Annotated in this window: 15 protein-coding genes; all 15 read left to right on the forward strand. The window is 72.4% G+C overall.

Annotated elements, in window-relative coordinates; translation table 11 throughout:
- Positions 1 to 249: 249 nt before the first annotated feature.
- The 15 genes from ACWD4P_RS28360 to ilvC all read left to right on the forward strand — a co-directional run bounded on the left by ACWD4P_RS28360 (position 250) and on the right by ilvC (position 25,581).
- Positions 250 to 2,544: a right-handed parallel beta-helix repeat-containing protein gene (locus ACWD4P_RS28360; RefSeq protein WP_449781575.1), complete on the forward strand. Its 2,295-nt coding sequence runs from the start codon at positions 250 to 252 to the stop codon at positions 2,542 to 2,544.
- A gap of 233 nt (positions 2,545 to 2,777) precedes the next feature.
- Positions 2,778 to 5,033: a right-handed parallel beta-helix repeat-containing protein gene (locus ACWD4P_RS28365; protein WP_449781576.1), complete on the forward strand. Its 2,256-nt coding sequence runs from the start codon at positions 2,778 to 2,780 to the stop codon at positions 5,031 to 5,033.
- Positions 5,034 to 5,112: 79 nt separating this feature from the next.
- Positions 5,113 to 6,123: a methionine synthase gene (locus ACWD4P_RS28370; protein ID WP_359828159.1), complete on the forward strand. Its 1,011-nt coding sequence runs from the start codon at positions 5,113 to 5,115 to the stop codon at positions 6,121 to 6,123.
- Between the two features lie 19 nt (positions 6,124 to 6,142).
- A complete protein-coding gene (gene ligA / locus ACWD4P_RS28375) occupies positions 6,143 to 8,431 on the forward strand; it encodes an NAD-dependent DNA ligase LigA (RefSeq protein WP_449781577.1) in 2,289 nt (762 codons plus the stop codon).
- Positions 8,432 to 8,753: 322 nt separating this feature from the next.
- Entirely contained in the window at positions 8,754 to 10,562 is a 1,809-nt protein-coding gene (locus ACWD4P_RS28380) for a putative bifunctional diguanylate cyclase/phosphodiesterase (RefSeq protein WP_359828162.1), read from the forward strand.
- A gap of 196 nt (positions 10,563 to 10,758) precedes the next feature.
- The gene (gatC, locus tag ACWD4P_RS28385; protein ID WP_030057414.1) at positions 10,759 to 11,055 is read left to right on the forward strand and encodes an Asp-tRNA(Asn)/Glu-tRNA(Gln) amidotransferase subunit GatC; all 297 of its coding nucleotides are present in this window, start codon (positions 10,759 to 10,761) and stop codon (positions 11,053 to 11,055) included.
- 5 nt (positions 11,056 to 11,060) lie between these two features.
- Entirely contained in the window at positions 11,061 to 12,554 is a 1,494-nt protein-coding gene (gene gatA / locus ACWD4P_RS28390) for an Asp-tRNA(Asn)/Glu-tRNA(Gln) amidotransferase subunit GatA (protein WP_359828164.1), read from the forward strand.
- A complete protein-coding gene (locus ACWD4P_RS28395) occupies positions 12,551 to 12,811 on the forward strand; it encodes a hypothetical protein (protein ID WP_359828166.1) in 261 nt (86 codons plus the stop codon). The genes gatA and ACWD4P_RS28395 overlap by 4 nt, the downstream gene beginning before the upstream one ends.
- 130 nt (positions 12,812 to 12,941) lie before the next feature.
- Entirely contained in the window at positions 12,942 to 14,450 is a 1,509-nt protein-coding gene (gene gatB / locus ACWD4P_RS28400) for an Asp-tRNA(Asn)/Glu-tRNA(Gln) amidotransferase subunit GatB (protein ID WP_359828168.1), read from the forward strand.
- A 264-nt stretch (positions 14,451 to 14,714) separates the two neighbouring features.
- On the forward strand, positions 14,715 to 14,873 hold the full coding sequence (locus tag ACWD4P_RS28405; protein WP_158077676.1) for a hypothetical protein: 159 nt from the start codon (positions 14,715 to 14,717) through the stop codon (positions 14,871 to 14,873).
- 152 nt (positions 14,874 to 15,025) lie between these two features.
- Positions 15,026 to 18,064 carry a helix-turn-helix transcriptional regulator gene (locus ACWD4P_RS28410; RefSeq protein WP_449781578.1) on the forward strand — a complete coding sequence of 1,013 codons (3,039 nt, stop codon included), beginning with the start codon at positions 15,026 to 15,028 and terminating at the stop codon, positions 18,062 to 18,064.
- 623 nt (positions 18,065 to 18,687) lie between these two features.
- Positions 18,688 to 21,639 (forward strand): putative bifunctional diguanylate cyclase/phosphodiesterase, encoded by a 2,952-nt coding sequence (locus tag ACWD4P_RS28415; protein ID WP_359829502.1) that lies wholly within the window; start codon positions 18,688 to 18,690, stop codon positions 21,637 to 21,639.
- Positions 21,640 to 21,970: 331 nt separating this feature from the next.
- Entirely contained in the window at positions 21,971 to 23,824 is a 1,854-nt protein-coding gene (locus tag ACWD4P_RS28420; RefSeq protein ID WP_449781579.1) for an acetolactate synthase large subunit, read from the forward strand.
- Between the two features lie 85 nt (positions 23,825 to 23,909).
- Positions 23,910 to 24,434: an acetolactate synthase small subunit gene (gene ilvN, locus ACWD4P_RS28425; RefSeq protein WP_049657946.1), complete on the forward strand. Its 525-nt coding sequence runs from the start codon at positions 23,910 to 23,912 to the stop codon at positions 24,432 to 24,434.
- 148 nt (positions 24,435 to 24,582) lie between these two features.
- Entirely contained in the window at positions 24,583 to 25,581 is a 999-nt protein-coding gene (ilvC, locus tag ACWD4P_RS28430) for a ketol-acid reductoisomerase (protein WP_449781580.1), read from the forward strand.
- Positions 25,582 to 25,757 lie beyond the last annotated feature (176 nt).

Below are 25,757 nucleotides of genomic sequence, written 5' to 3' on the forward strand. Positions count from 1 at the left end.
CAGGTGGGCGACCGCCGAGGAGTGGTCCCCGGCCGCCAGGTCCAGCTCGCCGAGGATGCCGAGGGCCTGGGCGAGGTGGTGCCCCAGGTCGAAGCCGAGCCCAGCGCTCGGCACCGGGGCCGTCGCCGTGTTTCCGCGAGCTGTGACATCCGCATTGGCAGGGCCATCCGGCTGTGGCAGGATCCCCTCCGCCCTCAAGTCGATCAAGGAAAGACCAAGAGAGGGCAAAAGCACCACCATCGCCTCACAGTGCCCAGGGGGGCCCACATTTCCAGATTCCGCACGGTCCTCGCCGCCGGTGCCACGCTGCTCGCGGCGGTCGGCCTGCCGGCCGTCTCCACGAGCGGCGCGGCCGCGGCGAGCACCACGCTCCACGTCAACCGCACGACCGGCTGCACCGACAGCGGCGCCGGCACCGAGTCGGCGCCGTACTGCACCATCGGCGCGGCGGCCGCCGCCGCCCAGCCGGGCCAGACGGTCGAGATCGCCGACGGCACCTACAACGAGAACCCGACCATCACCCGGTCGGGCACCGCCGAGGCGCCGATCACCTTCCGCGGCCGGAACGTCCACACCACCCCGATGGCCACGGGCGCGCAGATCGGCGACCGGACGAACCCCGCGGACGGACTCGTCGTCAAGGGCGCCGACCACCTCCGCTTCGAGAACCTCATCCTCACCGTGGCCGCCCCGAAGACCGCCGTGCTGGTGGACGGGGCCCGCGACGTGTCCTTCGACCGGATGACCATCTCCACGGGCGCCGCCGTGCACGTCACCAACGGCTCCGCCGACGTGCGCTTCGGGCGCGGCTGGATGGGCTCCGGCCAGGCCCCGGCGGTCACCGTGGACGGCGGCTCCACCGGGACGGTCATCACCACCAACCAGGTACACAAGGCCGACGCGGGGCGCGCGACCGCGCCCGGCATCCTGGTGAAGGACGCCCCGAACACCGTCGTGGTCGCCAACACCGTCGACGCGCCCTGCTCCCAGGGCATCGTGCTGGACGGCACCTCGACCGGCGCCGTGGTCGAGAACAACGTGGTGAACACCGCGATGGGCTCGAGGGCCTGCGGCTCCCAGGCCGCCGTCGCCACCGGGATCACGGTCGCGGCGAACTCCACCACGGGCACCAAGGTCGACTACAACGTGGTCGACCCGCGCAGCGGCGGCGCGGCCTACAGCTGGGCCGACAGCCCGTACACCTCGCAGGAGGCGTTCACCGCGGCCACCGGCCAGGGGGCGCACGACTTCGTGGCGCCCAGCCAGGTGGACCGGGGCCCGGACACGCCGCTGGACCACAAGGTCGACTCGGCGGACGAGAACGCCCCGGGCATGCTTCCCACCGACTTCGACGACAAGGCGCCCGGCGACGACCTGACAGTCCCCAACACCGGCACCGGCAGGGGCATCCGCGACCGCGGCGCGACCGAACGGGCCTTCATCGGCAGCGGGTTCACCCCGGCCGGCCCGACGCGGCTGCTGGACACCCGGGCGCCGATCGGTGTCCCCGCGGCGCAGGCCGTACCCGCCTGGGGCACCGTCGACCTCCCGGTGGCGGGCGTCGCCGGCGTCCCCGCGGAGGGACTGACGGCGGTGACGATCAACGTGACGGTCACCGACCCCCAGCTCCAGGGCCACCTGCGGGTCTACCCGCACGACGCCCCGCAGTGGGACAGCTCCGCCCTGAACTGGACGGCCGGGCGCACCGTCGCCAACCTGGTGACGGTGCCGGTGAAGGACGGCAAGGTGTCGTTCTACAACGCCTCCGGCGGCACCGTGCACCTGATCGCCGACCTGGAGGGCTACTACAGCCCGCAGGGCTCGCTGTTCCACCCGCAGGGCCCGACGCGGCTGCTGGACACCCGGGCGCCGATCGGTGTCCCCGCGGCGCAGGCCGTGCCCGCCTGGGGCACCGTCGACCTCCCGGTGACCGGCCTCGCGGGCGTCCCGGCGGCCGGTGTCACCGCCGTGACGATGAACGTCACGGTGACCGAGCCGCAGACCGACGGGCACCTCACGGTGTACCCGCACGGAGACGAGGCGCCGAACGCCTCCAACCTCAACTGGACCGCCGGGCGGACGACCCCGAACCTGGTGACCGTGCCGGTGAAGGACGGCAAGGTGTCGTTCCACAACGCCTCCGGCGGCACCGTCCACCTGATCGCCGACCTCGCCGGCTACTACGCCGCCGAGGGCAAGGTCAGCTACCACCCCGACGGCCCCCGGCGACTGCTCGACACCCGCACGGGCCTCCGGACGCCCATCCCGGCCTGGGGCACCATCACCCTGGACCCCACGGACTTCCCCTACGTCGCCGGGATGACCCTGAACGTCACCGCCGTCGAGCCGGGCGCCGAGGGCCACCTCACCGTCTACCCGTACGGGGACGCGGCGCCGAACGCCTCGAACCTCAACTTCCTGCCGGGGGAGACCGTCGCCAACCAGGTCGTGGTCCCGCTGAAGGACGGCAAGGTGTCGCTCTACAACGCGAGCGGCGCCCCGCTGCACCTCGTGGTCGACTCGTACGGCTACCAGGCGTACTGACCACTCCGCACGAACGGCCCCGGTACCGAGCCCCGCGCTCGGCACCGGGGCCGTCGCCGTCCGCCCCGGAGGCCCGCGGAAACCTCCTTGGCGAGGGCTCCGGCGCCGTGGAATGATCCGCACGCTCTCCATGCGATCCATCCCGACCGTGGGGGGCCGACATGCGTGACAAGCGTTCCAAAAGGCCCAGGGGGGCTCCCATTTCCAGATTCCGTACAGCTCTCGCCGCCGGCGTGACGCTGCTCGGCGCGGTCGGCCTGCCGGCCGCCGCCGCGGGCACCGCGGCCGCGGCGGGCGGCACGCTCTACGTCAACAACGCCGGCTACGCCCACTGCACCGACAGCGGCACCGGTGCCCAGGCGGCGCCGTACTGCACAGTGAGTGCGGCGGCCGCTGCCGCTCAACCAGGTCAGACAGTCGAGATCGCTGCGGCCGAATACCGTGACACCGCGTTGGCCTTGACTCGTTCCGGGACCGCTGAGGCCCCGATCACCTTCCGTAGCAGGAACGGTGGCGTCCAGCTCCTCGGCGGTCCGGGCAACCGGGACAACACCATCGTGGTCAAGGGAGCCAGCCACCTGCGGTTCGAGAATCTGGCGGTGCACAGCACTCTGAGTCCCGCTGTGGTGGTCGACGGCGGGCACGACGTCTCGTTCACGAACGTCGCGGTCTGGGGCAGCGGAGTCCGGATCACCAATGCCTCCGACAAGGTCACCTGGGCTCGGAGCGAGTACAAGTACGGGTATGGCCCGGCGGTTCAGGTCGACGGAGGTTCAACCGGGACTGTCCTGACCACCAACGTGTTCCGGAACGTCAGTGCCGGTGGGCTGGCCGGCATCGTAGTCAGGGATGCCCCAAACACCGTCGTGGTGGCGAACACGGTCGAACCGGTGTGCTCTGCGGGGATCGTTCTGGACGGCGCTTCGTCCGGTGCGGTGGTCGAGAACAACGTGGTGACCGAACCGTGGGACCGGTGCTCAGATCCGGCTGCCTCCACGGGGCTCACCATCGCGGCGGACGCCATGGTGGGTACCAAGGCCGACTACAATTTGATCAACCCGGGTGGCAGCGGTGGGGTGGCCTACAACTGGGGAGGGGCCACCTATCCGAGCCAGCAGGCGTTCACCACGGCCACTGGTCAGGGAGCGCACGACTTCGTCGAGTCCGTGTATGGGCCGAGGGGCCCGCTTGCACCGGTCGACCACAGGATCGACTCGGCGGACGAGACCGCCCCGGGCATGCTGTCGACCGATGTCAGCGGTGCCGCCGCAGTGGACGACCCACTCACTGTCAACATCGGTACCGACAGCGGTATCCGTGACCGCGGCGCGATCGAGCGGACGGACGTCGGTAGCACCTTCACCCCGTCCGGTCCGACACGTCTGCTGGACACTCGCGCGGCGATCGGTGTCCCTGCGGCTCAGACGGTTCCGGCGGGCGGCATAGTCGATCTCCAGCTGGAGGGTGTGGCCGGTGTGCCGGCGAGCGGTCTCGATGCAGTGACGATGAACGTGACGGTCACCGATCCGCAGCAGGACGGGCACCTGACCGTGTACCCGAACGCTTCGTCGGTGCCGAACTCGTCGAGCCTCAACTGGTCGGCCGGGCAGACGATCGCGAACCAGGTGACGGTACCGGTGCGGAACGGCAAGGTGTCGTTCTACAACGCCTCCGGCGGCACGGTGCACCTGATCGCGGACCTGGCGGGCTACTACAGCAACGACCCGAAGGGTTCGCTTTTTCACGCTCAAGGCCCGACGCGGCTGCTGGACACCCGGGCGCCGATCGGTGTTCCGGCGGCGCGGGCGGTTCCGGCCTGGGGCACCGTAGACCTTCCGGTCACCGGTGTGGCGGGGGTTCCGGCGTCGGGTGTGACGGCGGTGACGATGAACGTGACGGTGACGGAGCCGCAGGCCGACGGGCACCTGACGGTGTATCCGCACGGTGATGTTGCTCCGAGCTCGTCGAACCTGAACTGGCCTGCCGGGCGGTCGATTCCGAACCTGGTGACGGTGCCGGTCAAGGACGGCAAGGTGTCGTTCTACAACGCATCCGGCGGCACCGTCCACCTGATCGCCGATCTGGCGGGCTACTACGCGACCGAGGGCAAGGTCACTTACCGGCCGACCGGGCCGGTTCGGATCCTCGACACCCGGCAGATCACCCGATGGCCCGAGTGGCCGTGGGAGACCCGTCCTGTGGGCACCGTCCCGGCCTGGGGCACCCAGGACATCCCGATCAACGTCTCGCCGAGCGTCGCGGCGGTGACCCTGAACGTGACGGTCACCGAGCCGGGCACCGACGGGCACCTGACCGTCTACCCGCACGGGGACGCGGCGCCGAACGCCTCGAACCTGAACTTCCTGCCGGGGGAGACCATCGCGAACCAGGTAGTCGTTCCGGTGAAGGACGGCAGGATCTCCTTCTACAACGCCAGCGGCGCCCCGCTGCACCTGGTCGTCGACCTGTTCGGCTACCAGTCCTACTGATCCCCGCCCCACCCCGACGGCCCCGGTGCCGAGCCCCGCGCTCGGCACCGGGGCCGTCCGGCTGAGTAGGCTCGGGCGGGTGAGCACCCCACTTCCCTTCCCCGACCTGCGCGGCGCCGCCACCGGCGTCGGTTCGCTGCCCGGTACCGACGCCCGGGAGGCCGCCAAGACCTCCACCGGGGCCCTGGAGCACCTGCCGTTCCTGCCCGAGCTGCCCGCCCGCGGGCCGGGGGCGGACATGATCGGCCGCGGCGCCGGTCTGCTGGTCGAGTTGTTCGCGCAGACCGAGCCGAGCGGCTGGCGGTTCACCGACCGTCCCGGCCGGGACACCCGGCGGGCGCATTCCTGGCTCGGCGAGGACCTGGACGCGCTGGAGGAGTTCACCCAGGGCTACCAGGGCGCGCTGAAGGTCCAGGCGGTCGGCCCGTGGACGCTGGCGGCGAGCATCGAGCTCAGGCACGGGGAGAAGGCGCTCTCCGATCCCGGCGCCTGCCGGGACATCGCGGGTTCGCTCGCGGAGGGGCTGCGCCGGCACCTCGCGGACGTCCGCAGGCGGGTGCCCGGTGCGGAGGTGGTGCTGCAGCTGGACGAGCCCTCGCTGCCCGCCGTGCTGGCCGGGTCGGTGAAGACGGCCAGCGGTTTCCAGCGGCTGCGTTCGGTGGACCGGCAGGTCGCCGAGGAGGTGCTGCGGGAGGTGGTCCGGAGCCTGGACGCGCCGGTGGTGGTGCACTCGTGCGCGCCGGACGTGCCGGTGCCGCTGCTGCGCCGGGCCGGGGTGGCCGGGATCTCCCTGGACTTCTCGCTCCTCTCCGAGCGCCAGGACGACGACCTGGGGGAGGCCGTGGAGGGCGGCACGATGATCCTCGCTGGTGTCGTCCCCTCCACTGACCAGGCAGTGTCCGACCCTGCCGGTAGTGTCCAGGGTGTCAGGACCTTGTGGCGCAGGCTCGGGTTCGCCCCGGAGCTGCTGGGCCGCCGTGTGCTCGTGACGCCGACCTGCGGGCTGGCCGGGGCGTCCCCGGCGTACGCGCGCGGGGCGCTGTCGTCCGCGGTGCGGGCGGCGCAGAGCCTGGTGGACAACCCGGAATGAGAACGTAGGAGGGCTTGCGGTGACGGCTGTCGAGGGCTGGGAGGACGTCCCGGCGGAGGTGCGCAGGCGGCACGCCGAGCTGGCGCAGGAGATCACCGACCACCGGGCCCGGTACTACCAGCAGGACGCGCCGATCGTCAGCGACGCCGAGTTCGACGCGCTGATGCGGGAGCTGGAGGGGATCGAGGCCGAGCACCCGGCCCTGGTCACCCCGGACTCGCCGAGTCAGCGGGTCGGCGGCGCCCCCACCGCGCTGTTCGCCGAGGTCGAGCACCGCGAGCGGCTGCTCAGCCTGGACAACGCGATGGACGACGAGGAGCTGGCCGCCTGGGCGGACCGGGTCGCCACCGAGCTGCACGGCATCGACTACCACTACCTGTGCGAGCTCAAGGTGGACGGCCTGGCCGTCAACCTCACGTACGAGAACGGCCAGTTGACGCAGGCGGCGACGCGCGGCGACGGTCGGGTCGGCGAGGACATCACCCCCAACGTCCGCACCATCAAGGAGATCCCGCACCGGCTCAAGGGCGAGAACATCCCCGAGCTGGTCGAGATCCGCGGCGAGGTCTACTTCCCGACCGAGGCCTTCGACGCGCTCAACGCCTCCTTCGCGGAGGAGAACGAGCGCCGCCGGCAGGAGAACGAGGAGCGCGCCAAGGAGGGCAAGCGTCCCCGGTCGATGATCCGGCTGTTCATGAACCCCCGCAACGCCGCCGCCGGTTCGCTGCGCCAGAAGGACCCGCACGTCACCGCCTCCCGCCCGCTGCACATGGTGGTGCACGGCATCGGCGCCCGGGTCGGCTTCGACATCGACAACCAGTCGCACGCCTACCAGCTGCTGCACGACTGGGGCCTGCCCACTGCCCGGCACAACAAGGTGGTGGGGACGCTCGCCGAGGTGCGGGCGTTCATCAAGCACTTCGGCGAGCAGCGGCACTCGGTCGAGCACGAGATCGACGGCGTGGTCGTCAAGGTGGACGAGATCGCCCTGCAGGGCCGGCTCGGCGCCACCTCGAAGTCCCCGCGCTGGGCGATCGCCTGGAAGTACCCGCCGGAGGAGGTCACCGGCAAGCTGGCGGAGATCAAGGTCGGCATCGGCCGCACCGGCCGGGCCACCCCGTACGCGGTGCTGGCCGAGCCGGTGAAGGTGGCCGGCTCGATGGTGCAGTACGCGACGCTGCACAACCAGGACGTCGTCAAGGTCAAGGACGTGCTGCTCGGCGACACCATCGTGCTGCGCAAGGCCGGCGACGTCATCCCGGAGATCCTCGGCCCGGTGTACGACCTGCGGGACGGCACCGAGCAGGCCTTCGTGATGCCCTCGCACTGCCCGGAGTGCGGCAGCGAGCTGCGCCCGATGGCCGAGGGGGACATCGATCTGCGCTGCCCCAACGCGCGGTTGTGTCCGGCCCAGATCCGGGAGCGGATCGCCTTTCTCGGCGGCCGGCAGTGCCTGGACGTGGAGGGGCTCGGCTACGTCGCGGCCACCGCGCTGACCCAGCCGCTGGAGCCGGCCGAGGCACCGGTGAAGAACGAGGCCGACATCTTCGGGCTGACGCAGGAGAAGCTGCTGCCGATCAAGGTGCTGGTCCGGGACCCGAAGACCGGCATGCCGAAGCTGGACGACCGGACGGGCAAGGAGAAGGAGGTCTTCTTCTTCGCCACCACCAAGGGCGAGCCGAAGAAGTCGCTCCAGGCCCTGATCGACAACCTGGACGCGGCGAAGGAGCGGCCGCTCTGGAGGTTCGTCAACGGTCTGTCGATCCGGCACGTGGGCCCGGTCGCCGCGCAGGCGCTGGCCCGGGAGTTCCGCGACCTGGAGAAGATCTTCGAGGCGAGCGAGGAGCAGTTGGCGGCCGTCGAGGGGGTCGGCCCGATCATCGCCCGCTCGATCAGGGAGTGGCACGCGGAGGAGTGGCACCGGGAGATCCTCAGGAGCTGGAAGGAGGCCGGTGTCCGCTTCACCGAGGAGTTCGCGGACGAGGAGGAGGCGGAGCGCCCGCTGGAGGGGCTGACCGTCGTGGTGACGGGCACCCTGGCGGGCCACACCCGGGACGGTGCCAAGGAGGCGCTGACCTCGCGCGGAGCGAAGGTGACCGGTTCGGTTTCGAAGAAGACCGATTTTGTGGTCGCCGGTGACAACCCCGGGTCCAAGTACGACAAGGCTGTTCAGCTCGGCCTGCCAGTCCTGGACGACGCCGGGTTCACCGTCCTGCTCGCCGACGGGCCGGCCGCCGCCCGGGCCCACCTGGGGCTTCCGGGGCCGGAGGGGGCCGGAGGGGCGCAGGAGGAGCCCGTCGAGGGCTGATCCCGGGCCGACCCGAGCGGCCGACGACCGGATCGGGGTTGTTATCGTCCTGATGCGGCGTCACCGGGTGCCGCACGGTGAAAGCGGGCATTGTGTCACTGTGCGACACCCCGGCGCGGTGGCGCGTTTCCGGTTGTCCGAAAGTCTGCCCACCGGGTGGACCCCGACATACCCTGGAGCGCAACAGAGTGTCAGCAGGGGTGGGGGCACCGGCTGGGCCGGTGCTCCTCGGGGTCGCTCCATGCCCGGCAGCTGTCGGTACCGGCACGGTGCCTCACCGTAAGGCGGCCTGACGGGGCGGGCCCGACGGAGGACAGGGCTTATGGATCGTACGACCGGCGGTGCGCCCACACGCCCGCCGCAGGGGGTGGCGGGGGCGGTCCTGCTGCTCGGCGTGTTGCTGGCCGGAGCCGCGCCGCTCATCCCGCTGGCCGTCCTGGTCTACCGGTACGAGCCCGAGTTGCTGCCGCTGTTCGCCGTGCCCCTGGCGGTGCTGGTGGCGGCCTGGCGGATCGCCCGGGACCGCGCCCGCGACCAGCTGACCGACCCGCTGACGGATCTGCCCAACCGTCAGGCCCTGCTGTTGGCCGCCCAGGAGGCGATCGCACAGTGTCAGCAGGGCTACAGCGTCGGTCTCATCCTGCTCGATCTCGATCGCTTCCGATCACTCAACGACACACTCGGTCATACGGCCGGTGACCGGCTGCTGGTTCACATCGCCCGCCGGCTGCACCGGGCCCTGCGCTCCGGCGGCCCGGCCGGCAGCGCCACCCGGGAGTCCATCGACGACGTCTTCGCCGGCCTGCCCCGGCACTACCGCCGCGGCCGCCCGATGGTGGCCCGGATGGGCGGCGACGAGTTCGCCGTCCTGCTGCCCGGCATCAACTGCCCGGACAGCCTGGAGCGGGTCGCCAAGGCGCTGATCGCCGAACTGGCCGCCCCGATCCGGCTGGACGGGCTGCTGCTCGTCCTGGAGGCCAGCGCCGGCGTCTGCGTCTACCCGCAGCACGCCCAGGACGCCGAGTCGCTGCTGCGCCGCGCCGACGTCGCGATGGGCCACGCCCAGCGCGGGTGCTGCGGCGTCGCCCAGTACGACGAGACCCAGGACGCCGACACGCCGTACCGGATCGGGCTGCTGGGGGACCTGCGCCGGGCGCTGGAGACCGGCGAGGTGCAGCTGCACTACCAGCCGAAGGTGGCCTTCGACGGCCGGGTGGTCGGCCTGGAGGCGCTGCTGCGCTGGGAACGGCCCGGTCAGGGGAAGGTCTCGCCGGACGAGTTCGTCGGGCTCGCCGAGTCCAGCGGCCTGATGCCCCGGCTCACCGACTACGTGCTGGAGGCGGCCGTCGGCCAGCTCGCCTACTGGCGCGACCAGGGCCTCCAGGTGCAGGTCGCGGTCAACGTCTCGCCGCGCGACGTGCTCAACCCCGGCTTCGCCCAGCGGGTGGCCGGCCATCTCGTGCGCCACCAGGTGCCGGCCCACGCGCTCCAGCTGGAGATCACCGAGCGGCTGCTGCTGGACGACTCCCGGCGGGCCGCCGACACCCTGGCCGAACTGCGCGGCTACGGCGTCGGGATGTCCCTGGACGACTTCGGCACCGGGCACTCCTCGCTGGTGCGGCTGCGCAGCCTGCCGGTCGGCGAGCTGAAGATCGACCGCTCCTTCGTCTCCCGGATGGTCGCCGACGACCACGACGCGGCGGTGGTCCGCTGCTCCGTGGAACTCGCCCACTCGCTGGGCCTGACCGTGGTCGCGGAGGGCGTCGAGGACGACGAGACCTGGGAACGGCTGCACTGCATGGGCGTGGACGCCGTCCAGGGCTGGCTGGTGTCGGCCGCGCTGCCGGCCGAGCAGGCCACCGCCTGGCTGCGGGTGCACCGCACCGGCGCCCCGCCGGTGGAGCGGCTCGGCGTGCCGCCCCAGCTGCACGCGGGCTTCCAGCCGGTCCAGGGCGCCAAGCCGATCGCCCCGCCGGCCCGGCCGCCGGTCCGCCCGCCGGTGCTGCCGCCGACGCTCCCGCCGGTCCGGCCGCCGGTCATCCCGCCCACGCTGCCGCCGGTGGCCCAGGTGGTGCAGGCCGCGCACCGGGAGATCAAGCCGCAGGGCTGGGCCCGCACCCGGCCCCAGTAGGCCCGCCGGGAGCGGTGACGGACACGGGTGACGGGCGCCGCGGCTCACTCGTTGGCCGGGGCGTGGGCCGGGCCCCATAGGATGGGGTCCAAAGACCACGAGGACGGAGCGCCGAACCCGGCTGCTCCTGCCCGGGCCCGGCACCGCCCGCAAGGCACCGCCGGGTCTCACCAGAACTCACCCTGAGGATCGCTGCATGCCTGGCATCACGCGCGAGGAGGTCGCCCACCTCGCCCGGCTGTCGCGTCTTGAGCTGAAGCCCGAAGAGCTGGACCACTTCGCCGAGCAGCTCGACGTGATCATCGGCGCGGTCGCCCGCGTTTCCGAGGTCGCCGGACAGGACGTCCCGCCGACCTCCCACCCGCTGCCGCTGACCAACGTCATGCGTGCGGACGAGGTGCGGCCGTCGCTCACTCCGGAGCAGGCGCTGTCCGGCGCCCCCGCCGCCGAGGAGCAGCGTTTCCGTGTGCCGCAGATCCTCGGGGAGGACTGACCGAGATGACCGAACTGATCCGTTTCACCGCCGCCGAGACCGCGGGTGCCATCGCCAAGGGCGAGGTGTCCGCCGTCGAGGTCGCGCAGGCCCACCTGGACCGCATCGACGCGGTCGACAAGAAGGTCAACGCCTTCCTGCACGTCGACACCGAGGGCGCGCTGGCCGCGGCCAGGGCCGTCGACGAGAAGCGCGCCAAGGGCGAGGAGCTGGGCCCGCTGGCCGGCGTCCCGCTGGCGCTCAAGGACGTCTTCACCACCAAGGGCATCCCGACCACCTGTGGCTCGAAGATGCTCGAGGGCTGGATCCCGCCGTACGACGCCACGCTGACCAGCCGTCTCAAGGACGCTGACGTGGTCATCCTCGGCAAGACCAACATGGACGAGTTCGCGATGGGCTCCTCCACCGAGAACTCCGCCTACGGCGTGACCGGCAACCCGTGGGACCTCTCCCGCATCCCCGGTGGCTCCGGCGGCGGTTCGGCCGCCGCGCTGGCCGCCTACGAGGCCCCGCTGGCGATCGGCACCGACACCGGCGGCTCGATCCGCCAGCCCGGCGCCGTCACCGGCACCGTCGGCGTCAAGCCGACCTACGGCTCGGTGTCCCGCTACGGCCTGGTGGCGTTCTCCAGCAGCCTGGACCAGGGCGGCCCGTGCGCCCGCACGGTGCTGGACGCGGCCCTGCTGCACGAGGCCATCGCCGGTCACGACCCGCTGGACTCCACCTCGATCGACGCGCCGGTCCCGGCCGTGGTCGAGGCCGCGAAGATGCGCGACATCCGCGGCATGCGGATCGGCGTCGTCAAGGAGTTCGCCGGCGAGGGCTACCAGGCCGGCGTGATGCAGCGCTTCGACGAGTCGGTGGAGCTGCTGCGCGAGCTGGGTGCCGAGGTCGTCGAGGTCTCCTGCCCGTCCTTCACCCTGGCGCTGCCGGCGTACTACCTGATCGCGCCCAGCGAGTGCTCCTCCAACCTGGCCCGCTTCGACGCCATGCGCTACGGCCTGCGGGTCGGCGACGACGGCAGCCGCTCGGCCGAGGAGGTCACCGCCCTGACCCGCGAGGCCGGCTTCGGCCCGGAGGTCAAGCGCCGCATCATCCTGGGCACCTACGCGCTGTCCTCGGGCTACTACGACGCCTACTACGGCTCGGCCCAGAAGGTCCGCACGCTGATCTCGCGCGACTTCGACGCCGCCTTCGCGGGCGTGGACGTCCTGGTCTCGCCGACCACGCCGACCACCGCCTTCCCGATCGGCGAGCGCGCCGACGACCCGATGGCGATGTACCTGGCCGACCTGTGCACGATTCCGTCGAACCTGGCGGGCAACGCGGCCATGTCGCTGCCGGTCGGCCTGGCACCGGAGGACAATCTCCCGGTCGGCCTCCAGATCATCGCTCCCGCGATGGCGGACGACCGCCTGTACCGCGTGGGCGGCGCCGTCGAGGCCGCACTCAACGACAAGTGGGGGCACACCCTGCTGGAGGAGGCACCGGCACTGTGAGCAAGATCGAGAAGGCCAAGTCCCAGTCCGCTTCGCTCAAGGGCTTCAAGCACAGCAAGCCCGGTCTGTGGCTGTCCATCGGCACCAGCGCCTTCGGCGCGATCTCCATCGCCAAGGACGTCCGCAAGGCCCGCGAGGAGAGCGACACCCTCAAGCTGGTCAACGCCCTGGTCGGTGCCGCCGCGCTGGTCACCGGCACGGCCCTGCTGGTGCGCGAGCTGCGCCGGCTGGGCTCCGACGACGTGCTGCTGGGCTGAGCCGAGCGCCCAGGGCGTGTCCCGCGGGTTTGGGACCCGGCGAGGACCCGCAGGACACGCCCCAGCCCGGCCCCGCGCGACCGCGGCGGCCGGGCCCGTACCTCCCAAGCTTCAAGTGAGAAGGGACGCTGTGAGCGTCATGAACCTGGTCTCCTACGAGGACGCTCTCGCGTCGTACGACCCGGTGATGGGCCTTGAGGTCCACGTCGAGCTGGGCACCAAGACCAAGATGTTCTGCGGTTGCTCGACCGAGCTGGGTGCCGAGCCGAACAGCCAGACCTGCCCGACCTGCCTGGGTCTGCCGGGTTCGCTGCCGGTGGTCAACGCGGTGGGCGTGGAGTCCGCGGTCAAGATCGGCCTGGCGCTGAACTGCGAGATCGCCGAGTGGTGCCGGTTCGCGCGGAAGAACTACTTCTACCCGGACATGCCCAAGAACTTCCAGACCTCGCAGTACGACGAGCCGATCGCCTTCAACGGCTACCTCGACGTGCAGCTGGAGGACGGCACGACCTTCCGGGTGGAGATCGAGCGCGCCCACATGGAGGAGGACACCGGCAAGTCCAGCCACGTCGGCGGGGCCACCGGCCGCATCCACGGCGCCACCCACTCGCTGCTCGACTACAACCGGGCCGGCATCCCGCTGATCGAGATCGTCACCAAGCCGATCGTCGGCGCCGGTGAGCGCGCCCCCGAGGTCGCCAAGGCGTACGTGGCCGAGCTGCGCGAGGTCATCAAGTCGCTGGGCGTCTCCGAGGCGCGCATGGACAAGGGCCAGATGCGCTGCGACGTCAACCTGTCGCTGCGTCCGAACGGCACCGAGAAGTTCGGCACCCGCTCGGAGACCAAGAACGTCAACTCGCTGCGCAGCGTGGAGCGGGCCGCCCGGTTCGAGATCCAGCGGCACGCCACCGTCCTGACCGACGGCGGCACCATCGTCCAGGAGACCCGTCACTTCCACGAGGAGGACGGCTCCACGACCTCGGGCCGGATCAAGGACAACGCCGAGGACTACCGCTACTTCCCCGAGCCGGACCTGGTGCCGGTGGCCCCCGCCCGCGCGTGGGTCGAGGAGCTGCGCGCCGCCCTGCCCGAGCTGCCGCGGGTGCGCCGCGCCCGGCTGCAGGCCGAGTGGGGCCTGTCCGACAAGGACATGCAGTCGGTGCTCAACGCCGGTGCGGTGGAGCCGATCCAGGAGACCATCGCGGCCGGTGCCCCGGCCGACCAGGCCCGCAAGTGGTGGATGGGCGAGCTGGCCCGCCGCGCCAACGAGACCGGCACCGAGCTGACCGAGCAGCCGATCACCCCGGCGCAGGTCGCCCGGGTCGCCGCGCTGGTCGCCGAGGGCAAGCTGAACGACAAGCTGGCCCGCCAGGTCATCGAGGGCGTGCTGGCCGGCGAGGGCGAGCCGGACGAGATCGTCGAGAAGCGCGGCCTGGCCGTGGTCTCGGACGACTCCGCGCTGGGCGCCGCCGTCGACCAGGCCATCGCCGAGAACGAGGCGATCGCCGCCAAGATCCGCGACGGCAAGGTCCAGGCCGTGGGCGCGCTGGTCGGGGCGGTCATGAAGGCCACCCGCGGCCAGGCCGACGCGGCCCGCGTCAAGGACCTGATCCTGGAGAAGCTGGGCGTCTCCGCCTGAGGCGGCAGTCAGGGCCGTCAAGCCTGCCTTCCTAAGGCTCCTAAGGCATCTAAGGCCCTCTAAGTAAGGCCTAAGGCCCCATCTCACCTATGTATCTGGGTGGGATGGGGCCTTAAACCTTTTCTGGCGGCCGATCTGCGCCCGATCTAAGGCATCCGGGCGCCGGAAGATGCGGAACGCTCCCGATGCGGCACCCCCCACTGGCGGAGGAAGCTCTTACTCGTCAGGGAAACAGCGGAACGCGGCCCACAGGGGGAACCGGAAATGATCGAGTACCAGACCTTCCAGCAACAGGCCCACGAGCTCGTGGCCCGCGCCGAGCACGAGCGCCTGGTGCGCGAGGCCAAGGAGGCCCGCCGCCTGCGGCAGCGCCCGGTGGCCGCCCGCTTCCAGCGGCGCCCCGTGCGTCGGCCCGAGTGCTGACGGTGCGGCACCCCGACGGTGCCGGAGGAACCCTGGAGGGGGAGACGCTGCGAACGGGCGTCTCCCCCTCCGGGCATTCGGGCCCTTCGCCCCGTTCGCCTGGGGAGATATCCCCTCGGCCGGGCCCCACCGGCTATGGCATGCTCGCCTCCATGCAGCAGACATCGGTCAGCCCCGTCTTCGTCGGCCGCGGCAGCGAGATCACCGAGCTGACCGACGCGCTGCGCCGTGCGGGCACCGGCAACCCGCAGGCCGTCCTGATCGGCGGCGAAGCGGGGGTCGGCAAGACCCGGCTGCTGGAGGAGTTCCTGGCGCGGGCCGCCGCCCAGGGGGCCGTCACCTCGCTCGGCAGCTGCCTGGAGGTCGGCGCCGAGGGCCTGCCGTACGCGCCGCTGGCCGCCGCGCTGCGAAGGCTGCACCGCTCGCTCGGCGCCGAGCTGGAGGCCGCCGCCGCCGGCAGCGAGGGCCATCTCGCCCTGCTGCTCTCCGAGTTCGGCGAGGTGGACGGCGAACCCAACGACGAGTACAGCCGGGCCCGGCTGTTCGAGCACACCGCGAGGCTGTTCGAACGGCTCGGCGCGGAGCGTACCCTCATCCTCGCCGTCGAGGACCTGCACTGGTCCGACCGCTCCACCCGCGAGCTGCTCGCCTTCCTGGTGCGCACCCTGCACCGCTCCCGGGTGCTGCTGGTCGCCACCTACCGCACCGACGACCTCCACCGCCGGCACCCGCTGCGGCCCTTCCTGGCCGAGCTCGAACGGCTGCGCACCGTCCAGCGGCTGGAGCTGGCGCGGTTCGACCGCCGCGAGGTGGCCGCCCAGCTGGCCGGCATCCTCGGCACCACCACCCCGGACCGCCAGCTGGTGGACCGCATCCACCGCCGCTCCGAAGGGAACCCGTTCTTCGTCGAGGAACTGGCCACCGCCTCCGAGGACGGCTTCGGCGCCGGGCTGACCGACTCGCTGCGGGACATCCTGCTGGTGCGGGTCGAAGGCCTGGACGAGGAGGCCCAGCGGGTCGTGCGGATCGCCGCCGAGGGCGGCTCGCACGTCGAACACGCCCTGCTGTCCGCCGTCCTGGGCGGCGACGAGGAGGCGCTGATCGAGGCGCTGCGGGTCGCCGTCGGCGCCAACATCCTGCGCCCGGACAGCGAGGGCGAGGGCTACCGGTTCCGCCACGCGCTGGTCCGCGAAGCGGTCTCGGACGACCTGCTGCCCGGCGAACGGCACCGGATCAACCGGAAGTTCGCGCTCGCGGTGGAGGCCCAGCCGCAGCTGGTCCCCGGCGACGCGCTGGCCGCCCGGCTGGCCAACTACTGGTACCACGCGCACGATCCGGCCCGCGCCCTGCCGACGGCCCTGGACGCCGCCCGGGCGGCCCGCCGCCGCAACGCCTTCGCCGAGCAACTCGGCATGCTGGAGCGGGCCCTGGAGCTGTGGGACCTGGTCTCCGAGGAGGTGCTGGCGCACACCCGCCCGTACGACTGGGCCGAGACCTACCCGCCCGGCTCCCGGGACCACGGCGCCGCCGACGAGGACGGCGACCGCATCCAGCTGGAGGACGTGCTGGCCGAGGCGGTGGTCGCGGCCCGGCGCAGCGGCGACCGCGAGCGCGGCCTGAGCCTCGCCAAGCGCGGGACGCGGCTGGTCGACGAGACCGAGCACCCGGTGCGCGCGGCCTGGTTCCGGATCAACCGGGCCCGGATGCTGGGCAGCCTGCGCCGGTCCGGCGACGAGGAGGAGATCGCCCACGCGCTGCGGCTGGTGGAGCGGCTGCCGCCGTCCGCCGTCCAGGCGGAGGTGCTCGCGCTCAGCGCCGGGTCGGCGATGCTCAAGACCCCGGGGCCCGAGCACATCGAGCTGGCCGAGCGGGCGATCCGGATCGCCCGGGAGGTCGGCGCCCACTCGGTCGAGGTGCACGCCCGGATGACCCTCGGCGGACTGCGCTACGACGTGCAGGGCGACGCCGAGGGCGGGCTCGCCGAACTCGCCGGCGCGGTCGAGCGGGCCCGTCTGCTGGGCGTGCCCGACCTCCTGCTGCGCGGCATCAACAACCTGGCCAGCATGCAGCGCGGGCTGGGCCGGCCCGAGGAGGCCGTCCGGCTGGCCCGGGAGGGGCTGGAGTTCGCGGACGGCAACGGCCTGCTGCGCAACATCGGCGCGATCCTGACCGGCAACCTGGTCGAGGCGCTGGCCGACCTCGGGCGGGTCCGGGAGGCCAACGAGGTGCTGGCCCGCTACGAACTGCCCAGCCTGACCGGCACCCACGCCGAGTTCCTGGACCGGATGCGCGGCGACCTCGCCCTGCTGGACGGGAACCCCGCGACGGCGGCGACCATGCTCGCGCAGGCCCGGGCGGCCAACAGCCGCGGCCAGGTGCAGCACAGCGTGCCGATCAGTCTGCTGGCCGTCCGGCTCGCCGCCCACGGCGGGCGGCCGCTGGAGGCCCGGGCCGAGCTGCTCGCCGCGCTCGCGGAGGAGGGCCGCACGGGCAACGAGTCCGACGTCTACCCGCTGCTGGCCGAGGCCGCCGCGGTGGAGGCGGACAGCCGGGGCCTGCCGCAGGCCGAGGCGGGCCGGCCCGGGACGCTGGCGGCGATCGCCGCGGCCGCCGCCGAGCTGCGGCCCCGGGCGCCGCTGCACCACGGCTGGGCCCGGCTGCTGGAGGCCGAACTGGCCCGCGCCGAGGGCGCGGACACCGCGCGGGGATGGGCCGCCGCGGTCGAGGCGCTGCGGCCGACCGGCCTGCCGTACCCGCTGGCGCTCGCCCTGCTGCGGGCCGGCGAGGCCGAGGTGCAGGCCGGGCGGCGCGAGGCCGGCGCCGAACTGCTGCGCGAGGCGGCCGAACTGGCGGCCGCCCGGGGCGACCGGCCGCTCGGCGGGCGGATCGCCGCGCTGGCCGAACGGGCCGGGCTGAGCCTCGCCCCGGCCGAGCGGGCGGCCGCGGTGCCGGCCCAGGCCGCCGGGGACTCCTTCAACCTCACCCCCCGTGAGCGGGACGTGCTCCGCCTGCTCGCGCGCGGCTGGACCAACCGGCAGATCGCCGAGGAGCTGTACATCTCTCCGAAGACCGCGAGCGTGCACGTCTCCAACATCCTCGGCAAGCTGGCGGTCGGCGGCCGGGGCGAGGCGGCCGCCCTCGCGCACCGGCTGCGGCTGTTCCCGGACGACCTGGCCTCCTCGGGCCACTGAGCTCCACGGGGAGGGCCGGCGGGCTCCACGGGGAGGGCTCCCGGGCGCCGCTGGGCGCCGTTCGCCGAGGACCACCGGGGCCACCGAGCGGGGCCGCACCACCGACCGGGACCGGCTCAGGCCGGTCCCGGTCCCGGTTCTCACCCCGCCCCGGTTCCCACCCCGCCCCGGTCCGACGTCCGGCCACGCCGGCACCGGTGTTCGGGCGCCTCCGCGTGCTCCCGTGCGCGCCGCGTGAGCCCCCTCCCGCGCGCCGCCGCCAACCGGGCCGATCCGTAGGAATCAGGGGCATTTCCCCACCCTTCCGCCATTACTCTAAGTTGAGTGTGCGTGTCGTTGAGTGACGGAATTGGTGTAGGGTCCATTTTGGGAGCATCGGTGCGGTGCGGCGACCGGCAGGCCGCCCACCCCCTGGGCCACCGTCCTGACGGGGCGCCAGGCCACCGCGTACGTCCGAGAGGTGCGCGGCCGGTGGTCCGTGGCCGGGGCGCGAGGCCCCGGGCCGGAGGGGGAGAGGCCGAGTGAGCTCCACCGAAACGGTGCTGCCCGGAACCGGACGGCCGGACGCGCCGCACACCGACACGTCCGCCGCCGACGTGCCCGCACCCGCCCGCCGCGGCCCGCTGTGCCGGCTCGCGGAGTGCCGCACGCTGCCCGGGGTCGCCCTGGGCACGCTCTGCGTGGCCTATGCCATCGGCGCCGCCGTCGGCTGGGGATCGCGCCAACTGTCCGTGTTCATGGGCGACTTCGGACTGGCCGCGGCGGCCCTGGCGGCCGCCCTGTCCTGTCTGGTGTACGGCTGCACGGTCGGCGGGCACGCCCGCCCGGCCTGGCTGCTGTTCGGCCTCTCCTCGCTCATGGTCGCCTTCGGCAACGGCACCTGGGGCTGGTACGAGCTGGTGGTGCGCACCCCGCTGCCCCGGGACTCGCTCGCCGAGTACGTCTTCCTGCTGTTCGGCCCGCTCGCCATCACCGGTGTCCTGGTGCTCGCCCAGCACCCGCGCACCGCGGCCGGCTGGCTCTGCCTGCTGCTCGACGGCTGGCTGATCGCCGGCTCGCTGTTCACCCTCAGCTGGAGCCTGGCGCTCGGCCGGATCGCGGCCGGCGAGGACGGCTCGCCCCTGCGGCTGGCCCTCAACCTGGCCTACCCGGTGCTGGACATCCTGCTGGTCAGCCTGGTGGTCGGGCTGCGCTTCGGCGGCCGGGACGGCAACCGGGCGGCGGTGCACACCGCGATGCTGGCGCTGGCCGTCACCGTGACCTGCGACGCCCTGTTCACCTCCCCGGAGCTGCGCAGCAGCTACCACTCGGGCGAACTGCTGGACGCCGGCTGGTTCGCCGGCAGCCTGCTGCTGGCCTGGGCGCCGTGGTCGCCGCGCTGGCGCCGTCCGCTGCGCGACCACCCCTCGGCCGGCGGCCTGCCGCACCGCCGGGTGGCCACCACCTTCAGCGCGCTGACCCCGTACGCGGCGGCCGCGGTCTGCACCGCCGGCATCCTCTACAACGCCCTCGGCGGACGGGAGTTGGACCGCGTGGTCGCCGCGGCGGCCTGCACCGTCGGGCTGGCGCTGATCCTGCGGCAGGGCGTGATGCTGCTGGACAACCTGTCGCTGGCGCAGGAACTCGCCCACAAGGAGGCGCACTTCCGCTCCCTGGTGCAGGGTTCCAGCGACGTCATCATGATCGCCGGGGCCAACGGCGTGCTCTCCTACGTCTCCCCGGCCGCGCTCGGCGTCTACGGGCGGGACCCGGAGGAGCTCGTCGGCGGCAACCTGCTGGACCTGGTCCACCCCGAGGACGTCGGCCGGGTGCTCTCCGAGGTCCGCCGCTACCTCGCCAGGGTCCGGCTCACCACCCACCGGAGCCCGGGCGCCGCCGAGCCCTCCGCCCGGGTCGAGTGCCGGATCAGCTCCGGCGCCGGCGAGTGGCTGCACGTCGAGTCCACCGTCAGCAGACACCGCGACGGCCTGCTGCTCAACAGCCGGGACGTCACCGAACGCGTCATGCTCCAGGCCCAGTTGCAGCACAACGCCTTCCACGACCCGCTCACCGACCTGCCCAACCGGGCGCTGTTCACCCAGCGGCTGCGGGCCGCCCTCGGCGCCCGCGGGCAGCAGGGCGAGACGGGCGCCGGGATCGCGGTGCTCTTCCTCGACCTGGACGGCTTCAAGGCGGTCAACGACACCGCCGGGCACCAGGTCGGCGACGAACTCCTGGTGCAGGCCGCCCGCCGGCTGCAGAGCGCCGTCCGCTGCGGGGACACCGTCGCCCGGTTCGGCGGCGACGAGTTCGCCGCGCTCGTCTGCGGCCCGCTCGGCCGCCTCCAGGTCCAGGAGCTGGCCGAGCGGCTGCGCCTCGCGCTCTCCGACCCGTACTGGATCGGCGGCGCCGAACTCAGCGTCGCCGCCAGCATCGGCATCGCCTTCGGCACCCCCGAGCGCGGCCCGGCGGCGGACCCGAGAACCGCGGCCGACGAACTGATGCGCAACGCCGACCTCGCGATGTACCGGGCCAAGTCCGAGGGGAAGGGCCGGGTGGTGCTCTACACCCCCGCGATGCGGGCCGACCTGGAGCGCCGCACCGAGCTGGAGGAACGGCTGCGACTGGCCGTCCGGGAGGGCGGCTTCACCCTGCTCCACCAGCCCGTGGTGGACCTCGGCAGCGGCGCGGTGACCGGCGTCGAGGCGCAGGCCCGCTGGCGCTCGGTGGGCGGACTGCTGCTCACCCCGGCCGAGTTCCTGCGCTCCACCGAGCACGGCGACGCGGCCACCCGGTTCTCCCGCTGGCTGGTCCTGGAAGCGGTCAGCGCCGCCGTCGAACGGCGCGGCCTGCCGGGCCGGGGCCGCGGCGCGCCGGAGCCCGTCCCGGTGGCCGTCCGGCTCTCGGTGGAGCGGCTCTGCTCGCCGGGCCTGTACGAGACGGTGGCCTCGGCGCTGCGCGACAGCGGCCTGCCCGCCGACGAACTGGTCATCGAGGTGGCCCGGATGGGCCCGGACTCGCTCGCCGACGAGCTCGGCCGCCGGCTCTCCGCGCTGCGCGGGCTCGGTGTCTCCACCTGGCTGGCCGGCTACGGCGCCGGCGGCGGCTCGCTCGGCGCCCTCGCCCGGCTGCCGCTGGACGGGCTCAAGCTGGACCGCACGCTCGTCCAGGACCTCGGCGAGTCCCCGCTCAGCCGCACCCTCGCCGGGCACGCGCTGCGGCTGGGCCGCGACCTCGGGATGGCCACCGCCGCCGAGGGGGTGGACCTGCCCCGCCAGGTGGCCGCGCTGCAGGAGCTGGGCTGCGGGCAGGCCCAGGGCTCGGCCTTCGCCCCCTCGCTGGACGAGCCGCGGCTGCGCCGGGCGCTGGCCCGCCGGAGCTACCCGCTGCCCTCCCCGGCGGGCCCGCTCCCGCCCCGGCGCCCGCACCCGCCCGCCGTCGACGACACCCGGACGAGTGGCCGCTCGGGCGGCCGGGCGGACGCCGCGCCGGGACGTGGCGCACATCACCATGGCGGCCCTGACCTGCCCGAACGCCATGCCGTTACTGGTCCGTCGGGGGGTCCGCATGGCGAGACGGTCATCCCACCTGCTTGACACGTCACCCCGCACGGGAGGAAGGTCGTTGCCATGCGCACCCGAATTCTCGTACTTGGCGGGCGCGTCGGCTGAGTGGGCTCGTACGCCCTGCTCGTGACAGACCGACGCGCCACCCCTCGCATGCCCTTGGGCACGAGGGGTTTTTTGTTGCACTGACGCTGTTCCACCTCCGCAAGACCCCTGGCCTCGACCGCCGAGCACGTCCGACCTTTCGGATCAAGCGGGACGATTGAGGCAGAGCCGGCGATCGACCCGGACCGGGACCCCTTCCTCGCAGCACCGGGGCCCGCAGCACCGGGTCGGCGAAAACCCGAGAAGAGACAGGCAGATGACCGAGCACGCCGCATCCCCCCGCCGCGGGGACAACCCGGCCGCCAACGCTCCCGCTCCCCAGCACGTCGTCGAGACCATGACCGGCGCCCAGTCGCTCATCCGCTCCCTGGAGGCCGTGGGCGCGGACACCGTCTTCGGCATTCCGGGCGGGGCCATCCTTCCCGCGTACGACCCCCTGATGGACTCCGTCAAGGTGCGCCACATCCTCGTCCGCCACGAGCAGGGCGCCGGTCACGCCGCCACCGGCTACGCCCAGGCCACCGGCCGGGTCGGGGTCTGCATGGCGACCTCCGGGCCGGGGGCGACCAACCTGGTCACCCCGATCGCCGACGCGTACATGGACTCGGTGCCGATCGTCGCCATCACCGGCCAGGTCTCCTCCAAGGCGATCGGCACCGACGCCTTCCAGGAGGCGGACATCTGCGGCATCACGATGCCGATCACCAAGCACAACTACCTGGTGACCGATCCGTCCGAGATCCCCCGGGTGATCGCCGAGGCCTTCCACATCGCCGCCACCGGCCGCCCCGGCCCGGTCCTGGTCGACATCGCCAAGGACGCGCTCCAGGCGACCACCACCTTCCGCTGGCCGGTCGAGACCGCGCTGCCCGGCTACCGCCCGGTGACCAAGCCGCACGCCAAGCAGATCCGCGAGGCCGCGAAGATGCTGGTCGGCGCCAAGCGCCCGGTGCTGTACGTCGGCGGCGGCGTGCTCAAGGCGCAGGCCACCGCCGAGCTGCGGATCCTCGCCGAGCTGACCGGCGCCCCGGTCGTCACCACCCTGATGGCGCTCGGCGCCTTCCCGGACAGCCACCCGCAGCACCTGGGCATGCCCGGCATGCACGGTTCCGTCCCCGCCGTCACCGCGCTCCAGAAGTCCGACCTGCTGTTCACCCTCGGCGCCCGCTTCGACGACCGCGTCACCGGCAAGCTGGACGGCTTCGCTCCCAACGCCAAGGTCGTCCACGCCGACATCGACCCGGCCGAGATCGGCAAGAACCGCCCGGCGGACGTGCCGATCGTCGGCGACGCCCGCGAGGTGCTCGCCGACCTGATCGTCGCCGTCCAGGCCGAGTTCGACGCCGGCCACAAGGGCGACTACACCGAGTGGTGGGAGCGGCTCGACGAGTGGAAGAAGACCTACCCGCTCGGCTACGAGTCGGCCCCGGACGGCCAGCTGTCACCGCAGCAGGTCATCGAGCGGATCGGCCGGCTGGTCGGCCCCGAGGCGATCTACGCCGCGGGCGTGGGCCAGCACCAGATGTGGAGCTCGCAGTTCATCCGGTTCGAGAAGCCGGGCACCTGGCTCAACTCGGGCGGCGCCGGGACGATGGGCTACGCCGTCCCCGCGGCGATGGGCGCCAAGGCCGGCCGCCCGGAGAGCGCGGTCTGGGCCATCGACGGCGACGGCTGCTTCCAGATGACCAACCAGGAGCTGGTCACCTGCGCCCTGAACGACATCCCGATCAAGGTCGCGGTCATCAACAACGGCTCGCTGGGCATGGTCCGGCAGTGGCAGACGCTGTTCTACAACCAGCGCTACTCCAACACCGTGCTGCACTCCGGCCCCGGCCACGACGGCGTCGAGCCGCCGGCCCAGGGGACCCGGATCCCCGACTTCGTCCTGCTGTCCGAGGCGATGGGCTGCGTGGGCCTGCGCTGCGAGCGTCCCGAGGACCTCGACGCGGTCATCAAGCAGGCGATGGAGATCAACGACCGCCCGGTGGTCATCGACTTCATCGTCCACCAGGACGCCATGGTCTGGCCGATGGTCGCGGCCGGCACCAGCAACGACGAGATCCAGTTCGCCAAGGGCGTGCGCCCCGACTTCGGCGACGACCTCGACTGATGCCCCTGCCGGCCCGCCCGTCGCCCACCGCCCGCCTTCTCGGGACCGGCTGCGCCGGACCCCTCCTGTGCGACTGAGGAATCCCATGTCCAAGCACACCCTCTCCGTCCTGGTCGAGAACAAGCCCGGCGTGCTCGCCCGCATCGCCGCACTGTTCTCCCGTCGGGGTTTCAACATCGACTCCCTCGCCGTCGGTTCGACCGAGCACCCGGACGTGTCCCGGATGACGATCGTGGTCAACGTCGAGGACCTCCCGCTGGAACAGGTCACCAAGCAGCTCAACAAGCTCGTGAACGTGATAAAGATCGTCGAACTCGACCAGTCCGCTGCGATCCAGCGGGAACTGGTCCTGGTGAAGGTCCGCGCCGACAACGAGACCCGGTCGCAGATCGTCGAGATCGTCCAGCTGTTCCGTGCCAAGACCGTCGACGTGTCGCCCGAAGCGGTGACCATCGAGGCCACCGGCAGTTCGGACAAGCTGGAGGCCATGCTCCGGATGCTGGAGCCTTACGGCATCAAGGAGTTGGTCCAGTCCGGCCTGGTCGCCATCGGCCGCGGCGCGCGCTCCATCACGGACCGCTCGCTGCGCGCCCTGGACCGCAGCGCGTAACCCGCGCGAGACCGTCTCCCTCCCGCCGCCCACCGTCGCCCGACCGACGGCACGCGGCACCTTTCGAGCAACGACCCACACCCCCGCCGGTACGAACTACGGTGAACACCGCGTACCCGGCACCCATCACGCAAGGAGATGTGCCCCCGTGGCCGAGCTGTTCTACGAAGACGACGCCGACCTGTCCATCATCCAGGGCCGCAAGGTCGCGGTCATCGGCTACGGCAGCCAGGGCCACGCCCACGCGCTGTCGCTGCGGGACTCGGGCGCGGACGTCCGGGTCGGCCTGAAGCCGGAGTCCACGTCCCGCGCCAAGGCGGAGGAGGCCGGCCTGCGCGTCGTCACCCCGGCCGAGGCGGCGGCCGAGGCCGACGTCATCATGATCCTGGTCCCGGACCCGATCCAGGCCGACGTCTACGAGGCGGACATCGCCCCGCACCTGAAGGCCGGCGACGCCCTGTTCTTCGGCCACGGCCTGAACATCCGCTTCGGCTTCATCAAGCCCCCGGCGGACGTCGACGTCTGCATGGTCGCCCCGAAGGGCCCGGGCCACCTGGTCCGCCGCCAGTACGAGGAGGGCCGCGGCGTCCCCGCGATCGTCGCGGTCGAGCAGGACGCCACGGGCAAGGCCTTCGCCCTGGCGCTGTCGTACGCCAAGGGCCTGGGCGCCACCAAGGCCGGCGTCATCAAGACCACCTTCACCGAGGAGACCGAGACCGACCTGTTCGGTGAGCAGGCCGTCCTCTGCGGTGGCACCGCCGCCCTGGTGAAGGCCGGTTTCGAGACCCTGGTCGAGGCCGGCTACCAGCCGGAGATCGCCTACTTCGAGTGCCTGCACGAGCTGAAGCTCATCGTCGACCTGATGTACGAGGGCGGCCTGGAGAAGATGCGCTGGTCGGTCTCCGAGACCGCCGAGTGGGGCGACTACGTCACCGGCCCGCGGATCATCACCGACGCCACCAAGGCCGAGATGAAGAAGGTCCTCGCCGAGATCCAGGACGGCACCTTCGCCAACACCTGGATCGCCGAGTACAAGGCGGGTCTGCCCAAGTACAACGAGTACAAGAAGGCCGACGAGGACCACCTGCTGGAGACCACCGGCAAGAAGCTGCGTTCGCTGATGAGCTGGGTCAACGAGAACGCCTGACCCTCCCGGAGCCGGTTCCGGCCCCGATTTTGTAACTCCGTTGTACAAGTAGGCTGCTCTCGTCCGGGTGATTTCGCCGGACGGGAGCAGCCCGCTATCCAGCCCGTCGATACACTCCGAGTGCGCGTCAGGCCCACAGCGTCGTGCGTCTACCTACGCGGCATGCCACCTTTCCC

The sequence above is a fragment of the Kitasatospora sp. NPDC002543 genome (assembly GCF_053594915.1).